Origin of the sequence: Vibrio thalassae (assembly GCF_900089835.1) — a bacterium.
GTDB classification, from domain to species: domain Bacteria; phylum Pseudomonadota; class Gammaproteobacteria; order Enterobacterales; family Vibrionaceae; genus Vibrio; species Vibrio thalassae.
In genome coordinates this window covers 65,429-88,160 of record NZ_OANU01000031.1, presented here as the reverse complement: position 1 = coordinate 88,160, position 22,732 = coordinate 65,429, and the positions used below count along the sequence as shown (strand labels likewise).

The following is a 22,732-nucleotide window of genomic DNA, read 5'->3' as shown; positions in this document are numbered from 1 at the left end:
GCCTTTGCGATTACGCTTCCGTACGCCGCTCTCAAGCTGAAGTTTTTGCCACTGGGGTAGAAAAGCCTGACAAAAGTCATCGACATGGCAAAATAAGTCCACTAATTTGTGCATAGCTGGTTCCTTGTGATAAGTCTCTCTTGGTCGAAAGATCTGATCGCAGAACCAGCTTTTAGTTCCCTTCTTTTTTATCCCGAGTTCAGGTTAACTTAAGCACGCGTAAATAAACTGCTTAAAGAAAGTACATTTCCAATACGAGTCATTACCTCGGCTTGTTCTTCGTCACTACGTTGTTCGCCTTTGGTGTTGCCCCACACAGGTCCTGGCCAGGCCATATCATCTTTGAATCGAGCAATGTGATGGATATGCAGTTGCGGCACCATATTTCCTAATGCGCCAAGGTTGAGCTTATCAGGTCGAAAGGTGGCTTCAAGCGCTTGGCTGACGGCTTGAGATTCTAACAAAAACTGCTGTTGCTCTTTTATTGGTAAATGATGCAGCTCTTTTAGGTTGGTACGCTTTGGAACCAAGATAACCCAAGGAACGGCGTTGTCTTTACTAAGGAGAGCAACGCAAAGCGGAAAGTGACCGATGACTGTGGTGTCTTTGGCAAGTTGAGGATGCAGTTCAAAGCTCATACTGTTAATTCCATTGTCATATTGAATGCCTGAGTATACGTCAGATAAAACAAAAGGTTGACGCTTTCACGTCAACCTTTTGTGGATTCATTACTCTTACGAAGCGGTAATTACATACGTTCTAGAGTCTCGATACCAAGCAGTTCTAGACCTTGCTGGATAGTCTTAGCGGTTAGTGCTGCGAGTTTTAGACGGCTTTGTTTAACGCTTTCATCTTCAGCAACAAGAATTGGGCATGCTTCGTAGAAACTAGAGAATTGACCTGCAAGTTCAAACAGGTAGCTACACATGATATGAGGCTGACCTTCACGAGCAACAGATTCCACGGCTTCTTCGAATTGCAGTAGTTTCGCAACCAACGCTTTCTCTTTCTCATCAGTGATCTTAATGTCACCAGAAAGCTCATCCATTGATACGCCAGCTTTTGCAAAGATAGACGCTACACGAGTGTAAGCGTATTGCATATAAGGCGCCGTGTTACCTTCAAACGCTAGCATGTTGTCCCAATCGAACACGTAGTCTGTAGTACGATGCTTAGAAAGGTCGGCATACTTAACCGCTGCCATTGCTACCGTGTTAGCGATATTTGCTTTCTCTTCAGCGTCTAGCTCTGGGTTTTTCGACTCGATTAACACTGTAGCGCGCTCTACTGCTTCGTCTAGAAGATCAGCAAGGCGAACCGTGCCCCCTGCGCGTGTTTTGAATGGGCGACCATCTTTACCTAGCATCATACCAAATGCGTGGTGCTCAAGGCTGGTAGATTCTGGAACATAGCCGGCTTTGCGAACGATAGTCCATGCTTGCTGTAGGTGCTGGTGCTGACGTGAATCTATGAAATAAAGGACGCGGTCTGCACCAAGCTTCTCGTAGCGATACTTCGCACAAGCGATGTCAGTCGTGGTGTATAGGAAGCCACCATCACGTTTTTGGATGATAACACCCATTGGCTCACCATCTTTATTTTTGTATTCATCAAGGAATACCACTTGTGCGCCGTCATCTTCAACCGCAAGACCTTTCTCTTTCAGGTCTTGAACAATGCCAGGTAGCATGTCGTTATACATACTTTCACCCATCACATCATCACGCGTTAGTGACACGTTTAGGCGATCGTAGTTACGTTGGTTCTGAATCATGGTTACGTCAACCAGCTTCTTCCACATTTCAGCACAGAACTCATCGCCACCTTGTAGTTTCACTACGTAGCCACGTGCGCGCTCTGCAAATTCAGCATCTTCGTCATACAGCTTTTTAGATTCGCGGTAGAAGGCTTCAAGGTCAGAAAGTTCCATAGAAACTTCACCAGACTCTTGTTGAACGCGCTCTAGGTTAGCGATAAGCATACCGAACTGAGTACCCCAGTCACCGATGTGGTTAGCACGAATAACGTTGTGACCTAAAAACTCAAGGGTACGCACAACAGCATCACCGATGATGGTTGAGCGAAGGTGACCAACGTGCATTTCTTTTGCTACGTTTGGTGCCGAGTAGTCGGCAACGATGGTTTGTTGCTCTTGAGAAGCCACACCTAAGCGTGCGTCCGCTAGTGCTTCGTCAGCTTGCTTTGCAAGAAATTCTTCGCTTAGGAAGATGTTAATAAAACCGGGACCAGCAATTTCAGTTTTGCTTGCAATTCCATCTAGGTCCAAAACGTCCAGAACTTTCTGTGCGAATTCTCGTGGATTTGTACCCAATTTCTTAGCAACGCCCATTACGCCATTTGCTTGGTAGTCACCAAACTGTGGTTTCGCAGATTGGCGAACCGCTGCAGGACTGCCTGCAGGTGCGCCAGCGGCTTCTAGAGCCTGAGATACTTTGTCGTTGATCAGTGCTTGGATATTCACACGCGTTTCCTTCAATTCTTGGAATTGGATTTCATGTTGTTCATGAAACTGTGGCAATTTGGCGCACATAATAGCAACTTTAACGCCAGTGACCTAGAGGAGAAGTTTGTATTTTTTCTGATTCTGGCTGAATCCTGATACTATTTGGCGTTTGAAGTACAAAATGAGCGCTAAAAAATGGAACAAACCCTGCTAGAAAAAGGTCTAGTGCCTTCTCAAATGTTGAGTGAAATCGATGCCTTTCTCGATAGAATACAGGCATTATGCAGCAAGTTATCTATAGATTTAGCCGACTATCAGGCCGATCATATTGCACTGCGAATCAACGATTTTGACGTGGCGAAAGCGGCTCATACTGCATGGTTAGAATATGGCAACGTCATTTCTGAGGCGCAGATAAACGGGCGTCCAATCATAGTGTTGCAATTTGACCAAGCCATAACAAGTTATGGTTGGTCGATCGAATGTCTCGAATTGCCTTATCCCGCGGTAGGGAAAACGCACCCTATCGAAAATTGGGAGCATGTAGAGTTTGTTGTACCTTCTACGGCAACAACTACGGATGACTATCTGGCAGACCTATGTCACATCTTTCCTGCGTTGGCGAACCGTTTGGCACAGTTAGACGATCTTAATATCAAGATGAAGCTATCCAGTCCGAAAGGCGAAGGAGAACGCTTAGCTAATCCGACGGTGGCATTTAAGCACGATAACATCTGCATCAAACTTCATCCGCATAGCCTCAAGCACATTGTTGCTTCTGAACAAGCTGATATCTAATACATAATACACTGGGTCATGTGTTTGGGTTTAGTGGCGTATTTGACGATCTATACTCGCCAATATGGACAATTGAGCAAGGCGTTGTTAGCTGAAGTGAGTCACTCGCTACCAAGCTTTACAGTGGTAACGAGCGATTCGGGTTAGAGAATGACCGTTTTGTTGCCGTAAACAAAGACATGGTCATTAACGACCTTGTTGAGCGCTTTTGAAAGCACGTTTTTCTCAACATCACGTCCAGCTTGAGCCATGTCGGATGCACTAAAGTTGTGGTCTACTGGAATAACATCTTGCTTGATAATGGGGCCTTCATCCAAATCATTGGTGACGAAGTGCGCCGTTGCTCCAATGATCTTTACGCCGCGATCATACGCTTGTTGGTATGGCTTTGCGCCAATAAATGCGGGTAAGAAACTGTGGTGGATGTTGATGATTTTGTGATGATACCGCTGTACAAACGTCGGCGTAAGAACACGCATATACTTTGCCAACACTAAATAATCAGCCTGATACTGATCGATGACTTCCAGCATTTTTGTTTCATGCTCTTCTCTGCTGAGCCCTTCATGAGAAACACAGTGGTATGGAATATCAAACTTCTCTGTTAGCCCTTGCAGGATGTCATAGTTACCAATGACAGCGGCAATGTCTACATCTAGGCTGCCATCGAAGTTCTTCATTAAGATGTCACCAAGACAGTGTGCTTCTTTGGTGACTAAAATAACAATACGCTTGCGAGACGAGTCAACGAGCTTACGTTTTGTACCTTGCGGCAGCGCTTGGTCGAGGTCTGCTAAAAAGGTTTGATCATTAAAGTAGCCTTCCAGCTCAGTGCGCATGAAGAAATGACCACTGGCGTTATCTACAAACTCGTTGTTGTGGATAATATTGAGTTGGTGTTTGTAACAGATGTTGGTGATTTTAGAGATGAGACCGGGCGCATCGCTGCAATGCGTTAATAACGTTTTCTTTTCCATGATTTACCGCTTCCGTGAAATTCAAACTTTGACCTCTTCGTTATTCTGAAACTCGATATTCATGGTCCGGAAGGAGCACAACATATTGAAGTGAATCTAAATTTACGAATTTGAGGATTTAAAATGGTGCGTTTGTTGAGGTGGTACGCAATCTAACCAACATTATTAATCTATTCTGGACAAGGTTTCAACAAAAGAAGTCCGCTGAGCCCTCACTCCTGTTGGACTTGATAGTTGAAGCGTTCTCAATTTGGCTTTAGGAGAGGGTTATGGATAAAGAACTACTCGCACGTAAACTCTACGACCAACGAGTATCAGAATTGGTTGGTGGAGCGACTATTGACCAGCATGAACTTGACGAATTTTGGAGCAGTAAAGTTTCACCTTCACAAGCAGCAGAGCAGCTAAAACAAACAGAACCTATCATCGCCCCTGGATGGCTCACTCGTTATCTCAATAAGTAGTCATCAATCTACATCATTATTATCTAGCGCCCTTGCTCTTGTCTCGACGAGTAAGGGCGCTGAATTCAATTTTTAACTGCAAAGCGATTAGGTATACACTAGTGCGATAAATACTAGGTAGCGGCAATCAGCGGTTTCAACAATACATGGTTTCACGAACAATAAAAAAAGCGTTCGCCTCTGATGGCGCATTAGGAAGGGTGATCCCAGGTTTTCAGCCCAGACAACCACAGCTCGATATGGCCGATGCTGTCGAACAAGCGATTCATAACGAAGACCAGCTTGTTGTTGAAGCCGGTACGGGAACGGGCAAAACCTTCGCTTATTTAGTTCCTGCATTATTAAGTGGTAAGAAGACCATTATCAGTACTGGGTCGAAAAACTTACAAGAACAGCTGTTTCATCGAGACTTGCCGCTGATGGTTGAAGCGTTAGGCTTTCATGGACAAGTCTCGTTGTTAAAGGGGCGTTCTAATTATCTCTGCTTAGATAGACTAAGCCGCCAAATGGTGGAAAGTCACACTACAGAAACGCAAACGGATATGTTGTCACAACTGGTCAAGGTTCGGTCTTGGTCCTCGGAAACCAAATCTGGAGATTTGGGTGAATGTGACGCTATTGCAGAAGATAGTCCAATTATTCCTACCATCACGTCGACGAATGACAATTGCTTAGGCAAAGAATGTCCAAGCTATCAAGACTGCTTTGTGCTCAAAGCACGTAAGCGTGCGTTGGACTCTGATGTCGTGGTGGTAAACCATCACTTATTTATGGCGGATCTGGCGATAAAGGAGACGGGGTTTGGTGAGCTAATCCCAGAAGCGGAAGTGTTTATCTTTGATGAGGCACACCAAATTCCAGATATTGCCAGCCAGTATTTTGGCCAGTCAATTTCAAGTCGTCAGATCCAAGATCTGGCAAAAGACATCGAAATAGGTTATCGAACTGAAGCCAGAGACATGCGTCAATTACAAAAAGCGGGCGATAGGTTGTCACAATCTGCGATGGATATGCGAATTGTGTTAGGCGATACCGGTTTTAGAGGAAATTGGCGTGATGCGGTTGCCTCGCCAAGTATCAAGCGTGAAGTAGATCGCCTGTTAGATGCCATTAATTTGGTGATTGATGTGCTTAAATTAGCGTTAGGGCGTAGCCAGTTATTGGATACTGCGTTTGAGCGAGCCAACCTCATCAAAGGTCGCATTGAGCGAGTATGTGATGTCACGATCACTGGATACTCCTATTGGTATGACACATCGCCAAGACATTTCAGCTTGCATATCACGCCATTAACTGTCGCTGATAAGTTCCACGAACAAGTACAAATGAAGGGTGGAGCATGGATTTTTACCTCAGCGACTTTAGCAGTTTCTGATGATTTTGGTCACTTTACCTCTCGATTAGGCTTGATTCCAAAGCAACAATTTTCGCTACCAAGTCCGTTTGATTATCCAACCCAAGCTAGATTGTGTGTGCCTCGCTATTTGCCCGAACCTAATAGCCATGGGTTAGCGCAAAAGTTAGTGACGATGTTGTCTCCGGTTATCGAAGAAAACAAAGGGCGCTGCTTTTTCCTCTGCACGTCACACAGCATGATGCGTGAGTTGGGAGAAAAGTTTCGTGAAACCTTATCATTACCTGTACTGCTGCAAGGTGAAACCAGTAAACAAAAAACGCTCGCTGAGTTTATGGAACTGGGTAATGCTTTATTAGTGGCAACTGGGGCATTTTGGGAAGGAATAGATGTTAGAGGTGATACGTTGAGCTGTGTTATCATCGACAAATTACCGTTTACAGCTCCTGATGACCCGTTGCTCAAAGCACGGATCGAAGATTGTAAATTACAAGGCGGTGACCCGTTTCAACAGGTACAACTGCCGGATGCCGTCATTACGTTAAAACAAGGTGTTGGCCGATTGATTCGCGATCAGAAAGATCGTGGCGCGTTGATTATTTGCGACAATCGATTGGTCACAAGAGAGTACGGTGCGACGTTCTTAGCCAGCTTACCGCCTATTCCTCGAACGCGCGACCTTGGGACGATAAGACAGTTTCTAGCCCTCGACACTACGTCGGATGCTAAAGAAGAAAAAATCGAGAAATAAATGACTTATAAAATTCTAGCTATCGATACTGCAACAGAGAACTGCTCAGTGGCTCTGCTGGTTGGTGATACGATTCATACTCGCAGCGAACTTGCTCCTCGTGATCATACGAAAAAAGTCCTTCCTATGGTCGACGAGTTGTTAAAAGAGGCGGGTTTGACGCTTTCGGAATTGGACGCTTTGGCGTTTGCACGTGGTCCGGGTAGCTTTACGGGTGTGCGTATTTGTATTGGTATTGCCCAAGGGCTAGGGTTTGGTGCTGACTTACCTATGATTGGTATTTCAACGCTCAAAGCGATGGCGCAGGGCGCCTATCGTATGCACGGTGCGACTCGTGTGGCTAGTGCCATTGATGCACGCATGAACGAAGTGTACTGGGGGCGTTTTGAACAGCTTGAGAATGGCGATTGGCAAGATGTTGATCAAGAACAGGTGATTCCACCAAGCTTGTTGGTCGAGAATGTATTGGCCGATGAGGAGCTTTGGACCCAAGCAGGAACCGGTTGGGAAGCGTATTCGCACACAATGAGTGAGCTTGCGATCAATACCACAGCCTCTGATGTGAAATTTCCGGAAGCACAAGATATTGCCTTCCTAGCTAAGTTTGAACTTGAGCAAGGAAATACCGTGCCTGCAGAAGAAGCGAGTCCGGTTTACCTTCGCGATACGGTAGCGTGGAAAAAGCTGCCAGGTAGAGAATAAGAGAGCTGAGCTAGCTCGCTAATAACGGGCTAGCGCAAATTACTGATGGTCTCAATCCACGGTCTACCTTCCATTGCTAACCAGAGAAAGACACAAAAAGCCAAAGCAAATAAGGCGGTGTCGAAAGCCTCTACGTCTTCAAACTCCACGTCCACAACCCAAGTTACCAAGGTCGCTCAAGCTGTCTCACACTCTGTGAAGCATTTATCACAGGCTGACATTTCTAAAGCACAAATACACTACGATTTGCCTGAGGGACGAGCTAAAAAAGCTCTCGACGAGTATATGAGTGTCATGAACCAAGCCAAAAGAGAGGAACTACAACAGTTGCTCGGCGTCGATATTTATATATGATAATAAGAGTTATTTACATCAACAAGGTGCCTCATTTATGAAAACACTAGTAAAATTGAGCAGTTTAGTGGCCCTGAGTGTCGTGCTGTCTGCGTGTGGAAGTCTGCCGGATTCATTAGCAACATCAAATGAAAACGTAGTGTCTAGTTATCAGCAAGTGATGGATGCCTCTGATGAGACTGAAGTTCGCTTGGGTGGTGTGATCGACACTGTTAAGAATTTGCCAGATAAAACTCGTATTGAAATTGTAAACTTACCTATTGATAAATATGGTAAACCAGACATTTCTGTCGAACCAAATGGTCGATTTATCGCTTATGTAGAGGGATTTGTTGATCCTATTACCTATGCTCAAGGGCGTCTGGTCACTGTTGGTGGTTATAAAGCAGGAACGGAGCGTGGTCGTATCGGTGATTATGAGGGAGACTTTCCAGTCATCAAAGCCTATGGTAACTACTTATGGCGAGTGGAAGAACGATTGATCATTAATCGTGACTTTGGTGGTTATGGCCCTGGACCATGTTGGGGTTATTATTGCGATGGCTTCTATTATTACGGCGGGACGAGTTCAGGCCGAGTCATCAAAGAGGTTAGGTAGTATTGCGAACGAATATTGCTGCAAAGCAAATTAAGATAGATGATCGAATGGTGGCCTATCTTGAAGTGCAACAGACAACAACGGCCGTTAAGACGGTCGTTTTTATTCATGGCTGGATGGATAACGCTGCCAGTTTTCACGCTGTAATGAAGCAAGTGGAAGAACACGATTTATCTTGGCGAGTGATTGCCATTGATTTGCCCGGGCATGGGCACTCGACACACAAATCTGCCCACCATTTTTACAACTTTCATGACTATATCGACGATCTGCACCGTATTTTGGTTAAACTTAAAGCAGTTGATGTCTACCTAGTGGGACATTCGCTTGGTGCATTAATCGCGAGTTGCTATAGTGCTGCCTTTCCTGAAAAAGTCGCAGGATTAGTTCAAATCGAAGCGCATGTCCCTCTATCTGAATCCCCAGAACAGAGCGCAGAGCGACTAAGAAACGGCATTGAAAGTCGTGAGCATTGGCGAGAAAAATTTCCGCGTGCCATTCCTTCCAAACAAGGCGCGATAAAAATGAGGATGCGAGCAACAAAGTTGAGGGAAGAAACCGTCCTTCCAATTGTTGAGCGTGACTTACAGTTGATTGATGGTCAGTGGTTTTGGCGTCATGACAGTAAGCTCAAGTGCGAGTCGGTCTATCGAATGACGCAAGAACAAGCACAAGCCATAATGTCAGCGATTACTGTTCCTCATTTAGTGATTTTGGGGCAGCGTGGTTATCACTATTTACAGAACCCTCAAATCTTATCGTTTCTTGTCGATGCGCAGATAGAAATGGTCGAAGGCGATCACCATTGCCATTTAGAGTCGCCCCAAAAGGTATTTGAGCTAATACTTGGACTAGTTAACAAAAATTAAACAAGTGTTTGAGTCTTTCGTGCGCAAACTGGTCTGCTGTGTTGTAATAGCAGGAATAATAAACATTCATAGAGATTTGAAGTGTTAACAAGTTTTTAAACTCTACACGGATTTCACTGCCAGTCTATGAATACGAAAGAGTGACCTTACACGCAAGGAGTATAATTGTGGATAAACCTTGGCTTTCGCGATACCCAAGTGATGTGCCGGAACAGATTAATCCGGACCAGTATCCTTCTTTAGTTGAAATGTTCGAACAATCAGTGCACAAATTCGCTGATCAGCCAGCCTTTGTTAACATGGGTTCGGTGATGACATTTCGTAAACTGGAAGAACGCAGTCGAGCTTTTGCAGCTTACCTACAAAACGAGTTAAAGCTGAAAAAGGGTGATCGTGTCGCGATCATGATGCCTAACTTGCTGCAATATCCGGTTGCTCTATTTGGCGTTTTACGTGCTGGCTTGATTGCGGTCAATGTTAATCCTCTGTATACACCGCGTGAGTTAGAGCACCAGTTAAACGATGCGGATGCGAAAGCTATTATTATCGTCTCCAACTTTGCTAGCACGCTCGAACAAGTAGTTGAGAACACGCCAATCAAACACGTGGTACTCACCAGCCTTGGTCAAATGTTACCAAGAGCGAAAGGTACGGTGGTCGACTTTGTCGTGAAATACGTCAAAGGTATGGTGCCTAAGTATGATCTGCCTGGGGCGATTTCATTCCGAAAAGCGCTGCATAAAGGCCGCCGTTTACAATATGTGAAGCCGTTTATGACGGGCGATGATATCGCATTTTTACAGTACACCGGTGGTACGACAGGCGTGGCAAAAGGTGCAATTTTGACGCATCGCAATATGATTGCCAACGTAATGCAAGCTAAAGGCATGTATGCGCCTGTCTTGAAAGAAGGCCGTGAATTGGTGGTGACAGCGCTCCCGCTGTACCACGTTTTTGCACTGACAGTTAACTGTTTATTATTTATCGAAATGGGCGGTCAAAACCTGCTTATCACTAACCCTCGTGATATTCCTGGATTTGTGAAAGAGCTACAAAAGTACCCATTTACTGCCATTACCGGTGTAAACACACTATTTAATGCTCTGATTCACAACGAAGATTTCCACGAGTTAGATTTCCGAGGCTTGAGATTGTCGGTAGGCGGAGGCATGGCGGTTCAACGCGCTGTAGCGGAACAGTGGAAAAAAACCACAGGCTGCTTGTTGCTTGAAGGGTATGGTCTCACAGAGTGTTCACCACTTGTTGCGGCGTATCCACACGATCTATCTGAATACAATGGCTCTATTGGATTGCCAGTTCCGTCCACGGAAGTGCGTATTGTTGATGAAGATGGTAACCCAGTGACGGATGACTCCAAAGGAGAGCTACAAGTTCGTGGACCTCAAGTGATGCAAGGTTACTGGCAGCGTGCAGAAGCAACGAAAGAAGTCATCAATCAAGAAGGTTGGTTGTCGACGGGTGATATCGTTCAATTCGATGAAGAAGGCTTCTTACATATCGTTGACCGTAAAAAGGACATGATTTTGGTCTCTGGCTTTAACGTGTATCCGAACGAAATCGAAGATGTTATTGCGTTGAACGACAAGGTTCTGGAAGTCGCCGCGATCGGTGAAGCGAATGAGGCTTCCGGTGAGGTTGTGAAAGTATTTGTGGTGAAGAAAGACTCGTCATTGACCAAAGACGAAATCATTGACCACTGTCGTAAGCACTTGACAGGTTATAAGATTCCTAAGCGTGTAGAGTTTAGAGAAGACTTGCCAAAGACAAATGTGGGTAAAATATTGCGTCGTGTGCTTCGTGAAGAGAACGATGCCAAGTTGACCAAAACCTCAGAAAAAGCGGTTTAACGTTAACCTTTGATTACAATCAATGCTAGAATGCCAGCCCTTAAAGCTGGCATTGTTTTTTAAGAGAGACTGAGTGGAATATCAAATAGTAACAGAGTTGGCCGAGCTAGAGTCGGTATGTAGCAAGGCTCGAGAGTCCGATGTGGTAATGTTGGATACCGAGTTTGTACGTATCCGTACTTTCTATCCGAAATTGGGCCTGATCCAACTTTACGATGGTGAGCAACTGTCACTTATCGATCCATTGACTATTAGTGATTTCACACCTTTTATCGAACTACTCAAAGATACTTCTGTACTGAAAGTACTGCATGCTTGTGGCGAAGACTTGGAAGTGTTCGTTAATAGTTTCGGTTGTATGCCATTTCCAATGGTCGATACGCAAATCATGGCGGCTTTTCTAGGGCATGGTTTATCGACAGGATTTGCGGCGCTGGTTGATGAATATCTTGGAGTAGAGCTTGATAAAAGTGAGTCTCGAGCAGATTGGGTAGCTCGTCCGCTGACGGATAAGCAATTGGATTATGCCGCGGCTGACGTCTATTATCTATGGCCTCTTTATTTCAAACTGTTTGCACAAGTGGAAGCAAAAGATTGGTGGGACGCCGCACAGCAAGAGTCTGATTTGTTGATGCAAAAAAGGGGCAAGACGCCAAACCCTGAGAAGGCTTATCTAGAGATTAAAGGTGCTTGGCAATTAAAACGTAAGCAACTGGCCATTCTTAAACCGCTCGCAACCTGGCGAATGAACGAAGCATTAAAGCGTGACCTAGCACTTAACTTTGTTATCAAAGAGCAAGAGCTTTGGAGTATTGCGCGTTATGCACTTAAAAAGCCAAAGCAGATGGAAGAAGAGGGTGTGGATCCACGTGCCATTCGTCGTCATGGTGAGCGAATTGCGGCGATAGTTAAACACGCACAGCAACTACCTGAGGATGAGCATCCAGACAAAATTGAACGTCTAATGGATTTTCCAGGTTACAAGCAGGTATTCAAAAAGCTCAAAGATGAAGTGAAAAAAGCCGCTCAACACAGTGGGTTAGCGACAGAGTTTTTGGCATCTAAGAAGCAATTGAATCAATACCTCTCGTGGATTTGGAAGTACGATCGCGATCCTGCGAGATTGCCTGATGTGATGCAAGGATGGAGGCTGGAGTTATTCGGTCAAAATCTAGATAAAATTATGGATTAACAAAAAATGGCTCGCAGTTGCGAGCCATTTTTTGTTCGATTATTTATCTTCTTCTGGCAGTTGGATATTCAGTTCAAGTACTGAAATGTCATCGTCTTTGTGTTCAAACGAGAGATCCACCATTGATGGGTCAACGTCGACGTATTTAGCGATGACTTTTAAGATGTCTTCTTTCAATTGCGGAAGATAGGAAGGTGATGGAGAACCTTCGCTGCGACGCTCTGCAACAATAATTTGTAAGCGCTCTTTCGCTAGGTTGGCTGACGTCTTTTTTTGCGGGCGGAAAAACTCAAGTAATGACATGGATTAACCCCCGAATAGACGTTTGAAAATACCTTTCTTCTGCTCCGTTAAGAAGCGGAAATCAACTTGTTCGCCCAGTAGGCGGTCTACGGTGTCTGCGTAAGCAAGACCCGCGTCTGACTCGTTGTCAAAAATAACCGGTATACCTTTGTTTGATGCATTAAGGACCGCTTGGCTTTCTGGAATGACACCAAGTAGAGAAATATGCAGGATCTCTTCCACATCTTCTACCGAGAGCATTTCACCTTGAGCTACACGAGCAGGGTTGTAACGAGTTAATAATAGATGTTGTTTTACAGGCTCTAGGCTCTCTTCTGCGCGGCGAGATTTCGAATCTAAGATGCCAAGAATACGGTCTGAGTCACGAACCGAGGACACTTCAGGGTTGGTGGTAACAATCGCTTCGTCCGCAAAATAAAGCGCCATTAATGCACCTTGCTCAATACCTGCTGGTGAATCACAGATAACGAAATCAAAGCCCATAGCATCAAGTTCATCTAATACTCGGCGAACTCCTTCTTTAGTCAAGGCATCTTTATCTCGAGTTTGCGAGGCAGGCAGGATAAACAGGTTGTCAGTACGCTTATCTTTGATCATTGCTTGGTTTAGTGTTGCTTCGCCATTGATGACATTAACAAAGTCATACACGACACGACGCTCACACCCCATGATCAAGTCTAGGTTACGCAAACCGATATCAAAGTCGATGACTGCGGTTTTCTTACCTTTCAATGCAAGGCCAGAAGCGATCGCTGCACTGGAAGTGGTTTTGCCAACGCCACCTTTACCTGACGTTACAACAATAATGCGTGCCATTATCTGTTTTCCTTTAAATTATTATATCGTGAGGGTTTCGAAATCGAGTTGGTCGTTGGTCATACCAAACATTACCTTTTTACCCCAATATTCACGTTCGATCTGATCGCTAAGCCAATAGTTTCCCGCGATAGAAACTAGCTCAGCTTGTAAGTCATTACATAGTATTTTTGCCTCACTAGAGCCACTTGCTCCAGCGATGGCACGGCCTCGAAGTGTGCCATGGATGTGAATCGTGCCGTCTGAAATGACTTCAGCACCTGCGCTCACATGGTTTAACACCACAAGATCTCTGTTTTTGGCATAGATTTGCTGACCAGAACGCACAGGCGTGCGCACAATCATGGTCGGCTCCATCTTAGCGGGTGCCTGAGAGGGCGCTTTGCTGGCCGTCATTACGGCAAAGCCGGCGGCTATGGCGAGATTTTGTGTGCGTTTGTCTTGGCAACCTGTGATGCCAACTGGAATCATACCAAGCTCTTCAACGCCAAGTTTTAGGTCTAGGAAGTTGATATCACCGTCAACTTTACTGATGTTTAGAACCACAGGAGCCGAGGCAAAAAACGTCGGAGCTAGTGAGACTTTTTCTTGCAAAAAGTGAACGGCTTTAGAAACATCGTTGTCAGAAAGATGCAACACCGATAGGGTGAAGCTACTGCCTTTCAGATCTGGGGCTTGAGACATTGCTGATCAAATCCTTGTGCCAATGACATTGCTTTTAAATAGGATAATCATGTTATATTTCCACACTACATACAGCAAGCTATCTTGCACTCAAATGGATAATTAACTCTCAATTTTCCATAAACTAACCAAATACTTTCTTCCCGCTGAGAAGATTGGTGACATAAAGAGATATATCAATGCTTTGTTCTATCTATAAAAGCACGAAAAAAGAAGGGGCGTATCTGTATATCGCCAAGAAAGATGATTTTTCACCCGTTCCAGACGCTCTGATGCAGATGTTTGGAAAGCCAGTTATGGTAATGGTGGTTAATTTGGCAAAGCGTACACTTGCGCAAGTGGATGTAGAGAAAGTCAAAACTTCCATTGAGAGTGAGGGTTTTTTCTTACAGTTGCCGCCACCACCAGAAAATCTATTAGAGAAATATAAAGAGCAAAAAGCTCAGCAAAAATAGCCTAGATGCTCAGGGGAGGGCACGGTGAAAAGATTATTGTCAGCTATGCTAGGAGTTAGCCTAGCCACAAGCGCAGTCGCGCAAGAAAAAGGAACGTTTGAAGAGTACGTTGCCGGGCTTAAAGAAGAGGCACGTCAACAAGGTATCTCTGAACAAATTCTTACTGAGGCATTTAAAGGTGTCGAGTATAAGCCGAGAGCTGTCACTGCTGACCGTAACCAACCTGAAAAGAAGCTAACGCTGGACGAATACATTCCAAGAGCGGTGCCTGATTGGAAAGTGAAGCAAGCGAAGGAACTGCACAAAAAGCACTACGCTGAACTAAAACGTATCGGTGACGAATACGGTGTGCAACCGAGATTTATTGTCGCGCTTTGGGGAGTAGAGAGTAATTTTGGACGCTTTACCGGTAATTATCGTGTCATCGACGCTTTATCGACACTCGCTTATGAAGGACGTCGTGAAGCTTTCTTTCGTAAAGAGGCTCTGGCAGCGCTGCAAATTCTTCAGCAAGGGCATATTGCTCCTGATGAGATGAAAGGTTCATGGGCAGGGGCTATGGGTCAAAGCCAGTTTATGCCCAGTTCGTTTTTAAACTTTGCGGCGGATGGTAATGGCGACGGCAAAAAGGATATTTGGGACAGTGAAGCCGATGTATTTGCTTCAACCGCAAACTATCTCGCGCAATCTGGTTGGGATGATAAATATACTTGGGGCCGTCAAGTTAAAGTACCGCACGGTATTTCACCTGATCTGCAAGGCCGCGAGGCTGAGAAAGGTAAGTATCTTAAAGAGTGGAGTCAACTTGGTGTGACTCGTTACGATGGTCGACCGCTGCCTCAGTTAGATGAGGACGTCAAAGCTTGGCTTATCATGCCTGACGATGAGAATGGTCGTGTATATTTGGTGTACAACAATTACAACGTGCTGATGAAGTGGAATCGTTCGTACTACTTTGCTCTTGCAGTCAGTCATCTCGCTGATCGTATTGCTATGGATTAAATAAAAAGGACTGGCGTTTTTGACGCCAGTCCTTTTAGAGAAATCTAAGTACCGATTAATGATCAGTCTTTCGCAGTATGGAATTGCTCGCAGGCAATCATGGTGTTTTCAATCAAGCTTGCAACGGTCATCGGTCCGACACCACCTGGAACCGGGGTGATGAAGCTGGCATTTTCTCTTGCTACATCGTATTCCACGTCACCGACTAAGGTGCCATTCTCTAGGCGGTTGATACCTACATCGACCACTACCGCCCCTTTTTTAATCCAATTGCCAGGAACAAAGTTTGGTTTTCCCACGGCGACAACGACGATATCCGCTTGACGAACATGGCTTTCAAGATCTTTGGTAAATCGGTGACAGGTTGTTGTGGTGCATCCGGCAAGCAGCAATTCTAAGGTCATTGGGCGACCAACGATATTAGACGCGCCAACGATCACGGCATGTTTGCCTCGCGTTGGGATGTTGTAACGGTCTAAAAGCGTGATAATGCCTTTAGGCGTGCAGGAGCGTAGTTTAGGAATTCGTTGCGCTAGGCGACCTACGTTATAAGGGTGGAATCCATCCACGTCTTTTTCTGGCGTAATGCGCTCTAAGACGTGTGTAGTGTCAATACCCGCTGGTAAAGGCAATTGAACCAAAATGCCATCGACTTCTGGGTCTTCGTTTAACTCATCAACGAGAGCGAGCAATTGAGCTTCACTGGCATTGGCTGGCAGGTCGAAGGATTTAGAAACAAAGCCAACTTCCTCACAAGCACGGCGCTTACTACCCACATAAACTTGTGACGCTGGGTCTTCACCGACTAAAACGACTGCGAGTCCCGGCGCTCTTAACCCTGCATCCGTTCTCGCTTTAACACGAGCAGCAACTTCAGAGCGTACGGTTTGAGAAATAAGTTTCCCGTCAATGTTTTGAGCAGACATAATTTTCCTTGAGAAAGTTAATTGGCTGTTATTTTTGTGTGCATTGTCCCAGAAAATTATTTCAAAAGCTACAGCGCAAACGTTTGCATTGGTCTGTTTTTCAGCTTTTATTGGACTATTGACTTTTTTTTGGGCACTTAAACCAGTATGAGTCACAAAGCCATTGATTTACCAGTCTTAACTCGTATAATCCTTTCCCTATAGCGCGCCCTTAGCTCAGCTGGATAGAGCACGTCCCTTCTAAGGATGTGGTCGTAGGTTCGAATCCTACAGGGCGTGCCATTCTCCTCTCTTGCTATTCAATCTCCGTCAGTTTTTCCCTGTTAGCTAGCTGATTTAGTGTTGCTCTTAACATTGTTGAGCGGTTATCTCGATATTATCGTTTTAGTTGTTCCACTGGTTATAAATGGCAAAAGAGTAACCAGCTAAGCTTGATTACTCTTTATTGTTTGAAGTTTGGAAGACTTAGAAGTCGGGCTCTTGAGAGTACATGACCAAAGAGCTTAATGACCCCACATCTGCTGCAAAACCCTGATTTATATATTCATCAGACGTTGTAAATACTTTCACCATGGTCGTAAAACCATCGGTCGCCGGAATATAAAGCTGATGTTCATATTCTATGCCTGCCTCGGTAAGAGTCAGCAGCAACGCACCATCGTCATTGACTTTCCATTCCCCAGAACTGCCCGAAACATCATCTTTATCGCGTATTTCAAACTCATACCACCCTGTGTTGACTGAGCTAGGCGTATTGTCAAATACAAAGCGCTCATAATCGCCGTCACCATCGCCACTATAGACATCTTGTGCTTTTATCAATCTTGCTTCATCGAATTTGGCGTATCGGCCACCTAGCGTTACTCTGCACTGGTCGCTGATAATCGTGTCTAACTCGGTTTTTGTGACCGCATGTTCATCGGTAAGGTTGTCTTCAAAGTCAGGGTTGTCGCGCTGTGTGCATTGTACTGGCGTATAAGCCTTGGCAAATAAGGAGCTGTAATACGTGCTCTCGTATTGCGACGTGTCGTCGTCAAAGTAATATTCATAGATGAGTGCTGATATTGATTGCGCATCCTCATCAATAACATTAACGAGAATATAACCGTCATTGGAATTCTGCCAATCAAAGCGGGTCGAACCATTGGGCTCACTGGTAGTGCCTGACTCACCACCCGCACCAATGTAATGATAGATAAACTTCCCATCACTTTGAGCTTTGAATGACTTAACTTGTCCTTTACTGTTAATTCTGAAGTACGTCGTATCTTTAGCTAGGGTACTTTGAACGGAGGCATTCTGAGCTTGGGCATTTTGACTGCCGGAAGATGAGCACGCTGCAACAGCGGCTCGGTACTCATCCTCTGTCGGGTCAACAGGATCATCGAATGAGCAGGTAGATAGTGTGGATAACTCAAGTTGACTGCTGCCCAACGCATCGCCCGCATTACCGTCCGATGAATCTTAATTACAGCCAACTAGAAAAATAGCCAATAGTGAGGGGGCCAAAAGCCCTTTTCTCGCTCGAGTAGACATGACAATTCCCTTTGTAAATGTTGTTAGTGTGTTTTTTTAACCGTAAAGGTTGCGTTAAAAACTACAAAACTCACCACAAATAACCTATCCCCTATGAGGGGGGGTAGACAGGACTAGTCAGCAATGTTGCTATTAAGTCAGACTGGGAATGGCTGCCGGTTTTGATGAATATCGATTTAATATGGTCTTTAATCGTGTGGGTGGAGCGCTCTAAAAGAGCGGCAATTTCATTACGGGTATAGCCACTGGCGATGAGTTCACACACCTCAGTTTCCGCATCAGTCAGGCCGAAAATCGCTTTGAGAAACTCTGGATTGACATGTATGGGATGCTGTTGGTCGTAAAGGTAGACGATGGCGCCTATTTCATAGTCTTTAAGCATCGAATGATCTTGATGGGTTACAGGATGTTCGATACCGATAGGAACCATTAGAATAGTGATCGGTGAAAGTTTGTTGGAAAGATGAGTCACTTTGCAAGCGAGGTTGCTGTTTTCGCCGCGCTTTAACACGGTAAAGAGGTTGGCATTATATTCACATTTCACAGAGATGTCTTTGATGGAAAAACGTTGCTGGCTCACCTCTAAGTCATCATGAAGCTCGCCCAGTTCGATCGCTTTTTGGTTTACACAGAGCAGTGCTCCTTTGCTGTCATACAATAAGGCACCATGGGGAAGTTGAGCTATTAAGTGATGTAAGTTAGCGGTTTCATTGCGAATGTCTTTAAATTGCTGGTAAAGGCTAAACGCGCGTTGAATGTGGGGGAATGAGCTCATTTAAGATCAGCACATCGTCTCGTGAGAATGCTTGGGCGCTTATATCGCGATGCATGCTAAACATGGCGATCTGGTTCTCTAATCTGCTAATCACAGCCGAGGAAACGTCGAGCATCTGGTTATCGTCAAACCATTTATCGACCAATTTTTGACGAGGTGTTAGATATTGGGAATCACGTCGGCCTATATCACCTAACAGTGTATAAAAGCGACTTGGCGGAGCGTTATCAATATAGTCGTGAATGTAGTTACCTTCTTCAAGGTTGTTTTCAACAAACTCAATAAGGACATCGGTCTTGGGACCTGCAATCCAAGCCGCTTCTACGGCATTACTGGTCGTATTGTGAATATGAAGAGCGACATCCGCTAAATTGAATTCCGACACGGGTAGCTCCAAAAATGGCTGAAACCCATGAGGATGCGTTGATGCTTGGTAGAGTAACTCGATTAACTCACTGAAACGCAGCAGTGAGGCTTTTTCAATAGTGTCCATAGTAGTACTTAGTCATCCTTAGTGACACCAGCGAAGACATCGAGTCCAATTCAACACATCAAGAACCACTTTTGCTGGTAACAAAATTAATAGTGGGGAAATCACGTACTACTATATTAAATATTCAACTTGATGAAATGCCGATCTTTTGACCATACTCACATCTATTAGTGTGACATCTGTTTCATAATTGAGATTTTTGTGAATTAACTCTGATAATGGCATGAGTCATTGAATCAGGCCTTGAGGGGCATGGTTTTGCTACACGTTGTCTTTTCACATGTTTTTCTTCTCCCCCCTGTTCAGGGGAGATAAAATGGTCTCCGCTATTTATTATTCTAGTTATCAGAAGCGATATAAAGAGGTGATGAATGAAAGCGGAACAGCAATTTCGTTTCGCGAATTTTATAGCGAGTGATTTGCAAACGTTGAACTATAATGTTTTTATTAACGCGGATTTAGTTGAAGGTGCGCCATTTCTGTCTGGGGTTACGCCACAGGGGAGGACATTTGTTTTTGATGTATTTGTTGCCGAGTTTGATGATGAATATGAATGCTTGGTAGAGAAAATAATACGAATAAAAAGCGATTACCCAAGTTCAGATGTTGCGATAGGACTACTGACGCCATGTATTCGAGGGCAAGTTATCAAGAAACTGCAGGAACCTTTTCTGCGTCATGGTATTCGTTTGTGCTATTTGAAGGTGTTTGCTAACTATTGATAGCATAGATCGGTAACTAACTGGTTGAGTTATCTGGTCCACTCTTATACAATCCCTGCTCCAGGACTGTTGGTCCAGTCAAGATGCGCCCTTAGCTCAGCTGGATAGAGCACGTCCCTTCTAAGGATGTGGTCGTAGGTTCGAATCCTACAGGGCGTGCCATTATTTTTTGGGGTTAGCAGGTAAGCACTTGCTAACCCTTTTTGCATTTCTGTCGAGAGACGTGCCTACGTGCTTAGTGACCGTTTTATCAACTTTAGCGGTAAACACTAGAGAGTAGCTTCTACGTTTTCTCGTTATATTCTGCTCCGACATTGTTATGTAATGATACAGCAGAACAATTAGTTAGAGCCGTATTCGGAAATTGTATGTGGCGCTTCTAATGGTTTTGGTACTTATGAGCTTCTAAACTAATTGCCCCAATTCAACGTTACGGCATGGCACTAAATATAATCTTACCTATACTTTATCCGTTAGTAATATGCTGACTAATGATTGGATTAACACTATATCAAAAGTATGAGGTTAAACATGTATGAATCTATTTTGAAACTTATGATGCTCGTGTCTTTTTCTACGCTAATTGTCGCTTGTTCTACAACACAAAATTCAGACCAAGCGACCATGGATGCATCTATGAAATCATTACAAACTACCAAAGTAGTTGTTAATGACTTCGGGTATGAGATTTCGGATGGTGATGATGTTAGACAACAGTTCGATTCGTACTTAGCACCAATTTATCGTGAAACTTATATTACGAGTAAACAAGCTAAAGAGATGAACCTGAAGCCAGGTTATACTTTCCATGTATACGCTTTTCAGTCTATTGAAAACCTAGCTAAAAAAATAGAAGAAAAGGTTAAAAAGGATAAGCCTATTTATTTTACCGTCAATTACTATAAAAACTATTACGGTGATGACAACCAAGTAGAATATAACGCGAAGGTTACCTTCTATTAATGTGTTATGGCGTACCGCCTTTATACCACTTTAGTAGTGCAGGGCGGAATCGTACTTACAACATCCTTAATAGTCATGGTTTTGTTGCTTAATTCGGTGAGAAAACACAGTAACTTGTGTTGTTCAACTTAAACAACACACTGAATTTAAGACATACCTAGCCCTGTAAGCTGGTTCAGCGCTCTGAGCATAGCGTAAGTCTCACCAAGCTGAGCATAGTAATTTCTTGGGCTTAACTTCCCATCCAGAAGTGGTTTTACTCGCTACATTGCCTTCTTTGAGAAAGAGCGTTTATGATAGCCATGTCGCTCTATATAACTTTTATTTTGGCACTTTTATAGCTATTTGAGTTATTGGCTTTTGCGTTTTATGGACGTATATCTGCTACACTACCGACCATTTCATCTTTAAGAGAGTTCACCATGTCCTTTTCTAAACTAGGGTTAAGCCAACCATTACTAGATGCTATCAACAAGGTTGGTTATCAAAAACCAACAACAATCCAGGCTAAGGCGATTCCTATTGTTTTGAAAGGCAGCAATCTTATCGCTGCGGCGCAAACCGGAACGGGTAAAACAGCCAGTTTTGTGTTGCCTATTTTAGAGAGACTGAGTACTGGCAATACCGAGCGCAAAAAGCGTGCACGAGCGATCATTTTAACGCCGACGCGTGAGTTGGCACTGCAGGTGAACCAGAGTATTGAGGCCTATGCGCAGTTTACGTCTATAAAATCGATGGCGATGTTTGGTGGAGTAGATTACGCGCCGCAAAAGCAAGCCTTGATTGATGGGGTGGATATTGTTATAGCGACTCCAGGCCGTTTGATAGATCTTTACGGCCAGCGTGCGATTCACTTTGATGAAGTGGAAACCTTGGTGTTGGATGAAGCTGATAAAATGTTGGACATGGGCTTTATTGAAGCGATCAATAAGATTATTGCTCGTGTACCAGAAGACGCTCAAAGCTTATTGTTCTCTGCGACATTGTCTAATCCTGTCCGCGATCTTGCAAAATCTGCGTTAGACAACCCAGAAGAAATTTCTATTACCAAGCACAGTGCGTCAAAGAGTAACATTAAGCAGTGGATCATCACCGTGGATAAAGACATGAAATCCTCGTTGTTGAGTCATTTATTGCAACAGAATCAATGGAAACAGGCGCTTATTTTTATTGAAACCAAGCATGGCGCTGCTAAGCTTGTCAGCCAATTGGAAAAACGTGGTATTGCCGCTGAAGCCTTCCATAGTGGTCGTAACCAAAAAGTTCGCCAGCAACTTATCGAGTCATTCAAAGCCGGTGAGATTCAATTTTTGGTGGCAACGGGTGTAGCAGCTCGTGGTATTGATATTGAAAACTTACCAGCGGTGATCAATTACGATTTACCTTATCCTGCCGACGAATATGTCCACCGAATCGGGCGGACAGGCCGTGCCGATGCGGCGGGCGAAGCGGTGTCGTTGGTATCAAAAGACAACTTCAAAAACCTGTGTATGATAGAAAGCCGTCTAGGTCACTTGCTTGAGCGAGTTGAAATTGAGGGTTTTGTCCCAAGAAAGCCAGTACCGATCTCTATCCTTAATTATGTCCCCAAGCACAGGCGTGAAGAAGAGCGCTAACCTCGCTTAGAAATACCAAAAAATAGACACCGACTGAGGTGTCTATTTTG

General features: G+C 44.4%; 24 protein-coding genes, 2 tRNA genes and 2 pseudogenes. 16 read left to right on the top strand and 12 right to left on the bottom strand.

What is annotated here, in order from left to right; all coding sequences use genetic code 11:
* The 3 genes and pseudogenes from VTH8203_RS25690 to argS form a co-directional block, all read right to left on the bottom strand.
* Nucleotides 1-114 (bottom strand): annotated as a pseudogene (locus VTH8203_RS25690) (IS982 family transposase); the annotation flags it as partial.
* Nucleotides 115-209: 95 nt separating this feature from the next.
* Nucleotides 210-638, bottom strand: a complete 429-nt coding sequence (locus VTH8203_RS12000; protein WP_096993885.1) for an HIT family protein — start codon at nt 636-638, stop codon at nt 210-212.
* A 110-nt stretch (nt 639-748) separates the two neighbouring features.
* A complete protein-coding gene (gene argS, locus VTH8203_RS11995) occupies nt 749-2,482 on the bottom strand; it encodes an arginine--tRNA ligase (protein ID WP_096993890.1) in 1,734 nt (577 codons plus the stop codon).
* A 177-nt stretch (nt 2,483-2,659) separates the two neighbouring features.
* Here argS and VTH8203_RS11990 point away from each other — a divergent pair, with 177 nt between their 5' ends.
* Nucleotides 2,660-3,262 carry a VOC family protein gene (locus tag VTH8203_RS11990; RefSeq protein ID WP_096993884.1) on the top strand — a complete coding sequence of 201 codons (603 nt, stop codon included), beginning with the start codon at nt 2,660-2,662 and terminating at the stop codon, nt 3,260-3,262.
* A gap of 143 nt (nt 3,263-3,405) precedes the next feature.
* Here the strand turns inward: VTH8203_RS11990 and purU are convergent, their stop codons facing one another.
* Entirely contained in the window at nt 3,406-4,239 is an 834-nt protein-coding gene (gene purU / locus VTH8203_RS11985) for a formyltetrahydrofolate deformylase (protein ID WP_096993883.1), read from the bottom strand.
* Between the two features lie 269 nt (nt 4,240-4,508).
* On the opposite strand from purU, the gene VTH8203_RS11980 reads away from it, so the two are divergent.
* The 8 genes from VTH8203_RS11980 to rnd all read left to right on the top strand — a co-directional run bounded on the left by VTH8203_RS11980 (nt 4,509) and on the right by rnd (nt 12,391).
* A complete protein-coding gene (locus VTH8203_RS11980) occupies nt 4,509-4,703 on the top strand; it encodes a hypothetical protein (RefSeq protein WP_096993882.1) in 195 nt (64 codons plus the stop codon).
* A gap of 146 nt (nt 4,704-4,849) precedes the next feature.
* A complete protein-coding gene (gene yoaA, locus VTH8203_RS11975) occupies nt 4,850-6,808 on the top strand; it encodes a DNA repair helicase YoaA (RefSeq protein ID WP_096993881.1) in 1,959 nt (652 codons plus the stop codon).
* On the top strand, nt 6,809-7,510 hold the full coding sequence (gene tsaB, locus VTH8203_RS11970) for a tRNA (adenosine(37)-N6)-threonylcarbamoyltransferase complex dimerization subunit type 1 TsaB (RefSeq protein WP_096993880.1): 702 nt from the start codon (nt 6,809-6,811) through the stop codon (nt 7,508-7,510).
* A 45-nt stretch (nt 7,511-7,555) separates the two neighbouring features.
* On the top strand, nt 7,556-7,864 hold the full coding sequence (locus VTH8203_RS11965; RefSeq protein WP_096993879.1) for a chromosome partitioning protein ParA: 309 nt from the start codon (nt 7,556-7,558) through the stop codon (nt 7,862-7,864).
* A gap of 37 nt (nt 7,865-7,901) precedes the next feature.
* On the top strand, nt 7,902-8,462 hold the full coding sequence (locus VTH8203_RS11960; RefSeq protein ID WP_096993878.1) for a Slp family lipoprotein: 561 nt from the start codon (nt 7,902-7,904) through the stop codon (nt 8,460-8,462).
* Between the two features lie 47 nt (nt 8,463-8,509).
* Complete coding sequence (locus VTH8203_RS11955; RefSeq protein ID WP_096993889.1) at nt 8,510-9,331, top strand: alpha/beta fold hydrolase; 822 nt, start codon at nt 8,510-8,512, stop codon at nt 9,329-9,331.
* A gap of 167 nt (nt 9,332-9,498) precedes the next feature.
* Nucleotides 9,499-11,199 (top strand): long-chain-fatty-acid--CoA ligase FadD, encoded by a 1,701-nt coding sequence (gene fadD / locus VTH8203_RS11950; protein ID WP_096993877.1) that lies wholly within the window; start codon nt 9,499-9,501, stop codon nt 11,197-11,199.
* A 73-nt stretch (nt 11,200-11,272) separates the two neighbouring features.
* The gene (rnd, locus tag VTH8203_RS11945) at nt 11,273-12,391 is read left to right on the top strand and encodes a ribonuclease D (protein ID WP_096993876.1); all 1,119 of its coding nucleotides are present in this window, start codon (nt 11,273-11,275) and stop codon (nt 12,389-12,391) included.
* Between the two features lie 39 nt (nt 12,392-12,430).
* Here rnd and minE read toward each other — a convergent pair whose 3' ends face one another.
* The 3 genes from minE to minC are packed head-to-tail and all read right to left on the bottom strand — an operon-like array spanning nt 12,431 to nt 14,194.
* A complete protein-coding gene (gene minE, locus VTH8203_RS11940; RefSeq protein ID WP_096993875.1) occupies nt 12,431-12,694 on the bottom strand; it encodes a cell division topological specificity factor MinE in 264 nt (87 codons plus the stop codon).
* Nucleotides 12,695-12,697: 3 nt separating this feature from the next.
* Nucleotides 12,698-13,510: a septum site-determining protein MinD gene (gene minD, locus VTH8203_RS11935; protein ID WP_096993874.1), complete on the bottom strand. Its 813-nt coding sequence runs from the start codon at nt 13,508-13,510 to the stop codon at nt 12,698-12,700.
* Nucleotides 13,511-13,531: 21 nt separating this feature from the next.
* Nucleotides 13,532-14,194, bottom strand: coding sequence for a septum site-determining protein MinC (gene minC / locus VTH8203_RS11930; protein WP_096993873.1), 663 nt, complete (start codon nt 14,192-14,194; stop codon nt 13,532-13,534).
* 179 nt (nt 14,195-14,373) lie between these two features.
* On the opposite strand from minC, the gene VTH8203_RS11925 reads away from it, so the two are divergent.
* Together VTH8203_RS11925 and VTH8203_RS11920 are read left to right on the top strand one after the other, a co-directional pair.
* Entirely contained in the window at nt 14,374-14,649 is a 276-nt protein-coding gene (locus VTH8203_RS11925; RefSeq protein ID WP_096993872.1) for a YcgL domain-containing protein, read from the top strand.
* A 24-nt stretch (nt 14,650-14,673) separates the two neighbouring features.
* Entirely contained in the window at nt 14,674-15,651 is a 978-nt protein-coding gene (locus VTH8203_RS11920; protein WP_096993871.1) for a lytic murein transglycosylase, read from the top strand.
* Between the two features lie 62 nt (nt 15,652-15,713).
* Here VTH8203_RS11920 and folD read toward each other — a convergent pair whose 3' ends face one another.
* Nucleotides 15,714-16,577 carry a bifunctional methylenetetrahydrofolate dehydrogenase/methenyltetrahydrofolate cyclohydrolase FolD gene (gene folD / locus VTH8203_RS11915; protein WP_096993870.1) on the bottom strand — a complete coding sequence of 288 codons (864 nt, stop codon included), beginning with the start codon at nt 16,575-16,577 and terminating at the stop codon, nt 15,714-15,716.
* 205 nt (nt 16,578-16,782) lie between these two features.
* Here folD and VTH8203_RS11910 point away from each other — a divergent pair.
* A tRNA-Arg gene (locus tag VTH8203_RS11910) sits at nt 16,783-16,859 on the top strand.
* Between the two features lie 183 nt (nt 16,860-17,042).
* Here the strand turns inward: VTH8203_RS11910 and VTH8203_RS11905 are convergent.
* The 3 genes from VTH8203_RS11905 to VTH8203_RS11895 form a co-directional block, all read right to left on the bottom strand.
* Complete coding sequence (locus VTH8203_RS11905) at nt 17,043-18,011, bottom strand: hypothetical protein (RefSeq protein WP_096993869.1); 969 nt, start codon at nt 18,009-18,011, stop codon at nt 17,043-17,045.
* A gap of 193 nt (nt 18,012-18,204) precedes the next feature.
* Nucleotides 18,205-18,888 (bottom strand): helix-turn-helix transcriptional regulator, encoded by a 684-nt coding sequence (locus VTH8203_RS11900; RefSeq protein ID WP_096993868.1) that lies wholly within the window; start codon nt 18,886-18,888, stop codon nt 18,205-18,207.
* Nucleotides 18,854-19,381 (bottom strand): hypothetical protein, encoded by a 528-nt coding sequence (locus VTH8203_RS11895; RefSeq protein ID WP_096993867.1) that lies wholly within the window; start codon nt 19,379-19,381, stop codon nt 18,854-18,856. Before VTH8203_RS11895 ends, VTH8203_RS11900 begins: the two co-directional genes overlap by 35 nt.
* A gap of 371 nt (nt 19,382-19,752) precedes the next feature.
* Between VTH8203_RS11895 and VTH8203_RS11890 the strand changes: the two genes are divergently transcribed.
* From VTH8203_RS11890 to VTH8203_RS11880, 3 genes are all read left to right on the top strand, one after another.
* Complete coding sequence (locus VTH8203_RS11890) at nt 19,753-20,103, top strand: hypothetical protein (protein ID WP_096993866.1); 351 nt, start codon at nt 19,753-19,755, stop codon at nt 20,101-20,103.
* Between the two features lie 85 nt (nt 20,104-20,188).
* A tRNA-Arg gene (locus VTH8203_RS11885) sits at nt 20,189-20,265 on the top strand.
* Nucleotides 20,266-20,634: 369 nt separating this feature from the next.
* The gene (locus tag VTH8203_RS11880; RefSeq protein WP_096993865.1) at nt 20,635-21,066 is read left to right on the top strand and encodes a hypothetical protein; all 432 of its coding nucleotides are present in this window, start codon (nt 20,635-20,637) and stop codon (nt 21,064-21,066) included.
* A gap of 146 nt (nt 21,067-21,212) precedes the next feature.
* On the opposite strand, the pseudogene VTH8203_RS24765 reads toward VTH8203_RS11880, so the two are convergent.
* Nucleotides 21,213-21,374 (bottom strand): annotated as a pseudogene (locus tag VTH8203_RS24765) (IS5/IS1182 family transposase); the annotation flags it as partial.
* Between the two features lie 114 nt (nt 21,375-21,488).
* Between VTH8203_RS24765 and VTH8203_RS11870 the strand changes: the two are divergent.
* Nucleotides 21,489-22,682 carry a DEAD/DEAH box helicase gene (locus VTH8203_RS11870; RefSeq protein ID WP_096993864.1) on the top strand — a complete coding sequence of 398 codons (1,194 nt, stop codon included), beginning with the start codon at nt 21,489-21,491 and terminating at the stop codon, nt 22,680-22,682.
* The last annotated feature ends 50 nt before the right edge of the window (nt 22,683-22,732 follow it).

Bases quoted from the DNA above. Each gene is read 5' to 3' on its own strand.
- VTH8203_RS12000 (WP_096993885.1), bottom strand. From the start codon at position 638: ATGAGCTTTGAACTGCATCCTCAACTTGCCAAAGACACCACAGTCATC.
- purU (WP_096993883.1), bottom strand. From the start codon at position 4,239: ATGGAAAAGAAAACGTTATTAACGCATTGCAGCGATGCGCCCGGTCTC.
- VTH8203_RS11960 (WP_096993878.1), top strand. From the start codon at position 7,902: ATGAAAACACTAGTAAAATTGAGCAGTTTAGTGGCCCTGAGTGTCGTG.
- VTH8203_RS11990 (WP_096993884.1), top strand. From the start codon at position 2,660: ATGGAACAAACCCTGCTAGAAAAAGGTCTAGTGCCTTCTCAAATGTTG.
- VTH8203_RS11965 (WP_096993879.1), top strand. From the start codon at position 7,556: ATGGTCTCAATCCACGGTCTACCTTCCATTGCTAACCAGAGAAAGACA.
- yoaA (WP_096993881.1), top strand. From the start codon at position 4,850: ATGGTTTCACGAACAATAAAAAAAGCGTTCGCCTCTGATGGCGCATTA.
- folD (WP_096993870.1), bottom strand. From the start codon at position 16,577: ATGTCTGCTCAAAACATTGACGGGAAACTTATTTCTCAAACCGTACGC.
- VTH8203_RS11880 (WP_096993865.1), top strand. From the start codon at position 20,635: ATGTATGAATCTATTTTGAAACTTATGATGCTCGTGTCTTTTTCTACG.
- VTH8203_RS11895 (WP_096993867.1), bottom strand. From the start codon at position 19,381: ATGGACACTATTGAAAAAGCCTCACTGCTGCGTTTCAGTGAGTTAATC.
- minC (WP_096993873.1), bottom strand. From the start codon at position 14,194: ATGTCTCAAGCCCCAGATCTGAAAGGCAGTAGCTTCACCCTATCGGTG.
- tsaB (WP_096993880.1), top strand. From the start codon at position 6,809: ATGACTTATAAAATTCTAGCTATCGATACTGCAACAGAGAACTGCTCA.
- minE (WP_096993875.1), bottom strand. From the start codon at position 12,694: ATGTCATTACTTGAGTTTTTCCGCCCGCAAAAAAAGACGTCAGCCAAC.
- VTH8203_RS11980 (WP_096993882.1), top strand. From the start codon at position 4,509: ATGGATAAAGAACTACTCGCACGTAAACTCTACGACCAACGAGTATCA.
- VTH8203_RS11900 (WP_096993868.1), bottom strand. From the start codon at position 18,888: ATGAGCTCATTCCCCCACATTCAACGCGCGTTTAGCCTTTACCAGCAA.
- VTH8203_RS11955 (WP_096993889.1), top strand. From the start codon at position 8,510: ATGGTGGCCTATCTTGAAGTGCAACAGACAACAACGGCCGTTAAGACG.
- minD (WP_096993874.1), bottom strand. From the start codon at position 13,510: ATGGCACGCATTATTGTTGTAACGTCAGGTAAAGGTGGCGTTGGCAAA.
- VTH8203_RS11870 (WP_096993864.1), top strand. From the start codon at position 21,489: ATGTCCTTTTCTAAACTAGGGTTAAGCCAACCATTACTAGATGCTATC.
- VTH8203_RS11890 (WP_096993866.1), top strand. From the start codon at position 19,753: ATGAAAGCGGAACAGCAATTTCGTTTCGCGAATTTTATAGCGAGTGAT.
- VTH8203_RS11925 (WP_096993872.1), top strand. From the start codon at position 14,374: ATGCTTTGTTCTATCTATAAAAGCACGAAAAAAGAAGGGGCGTATCTG.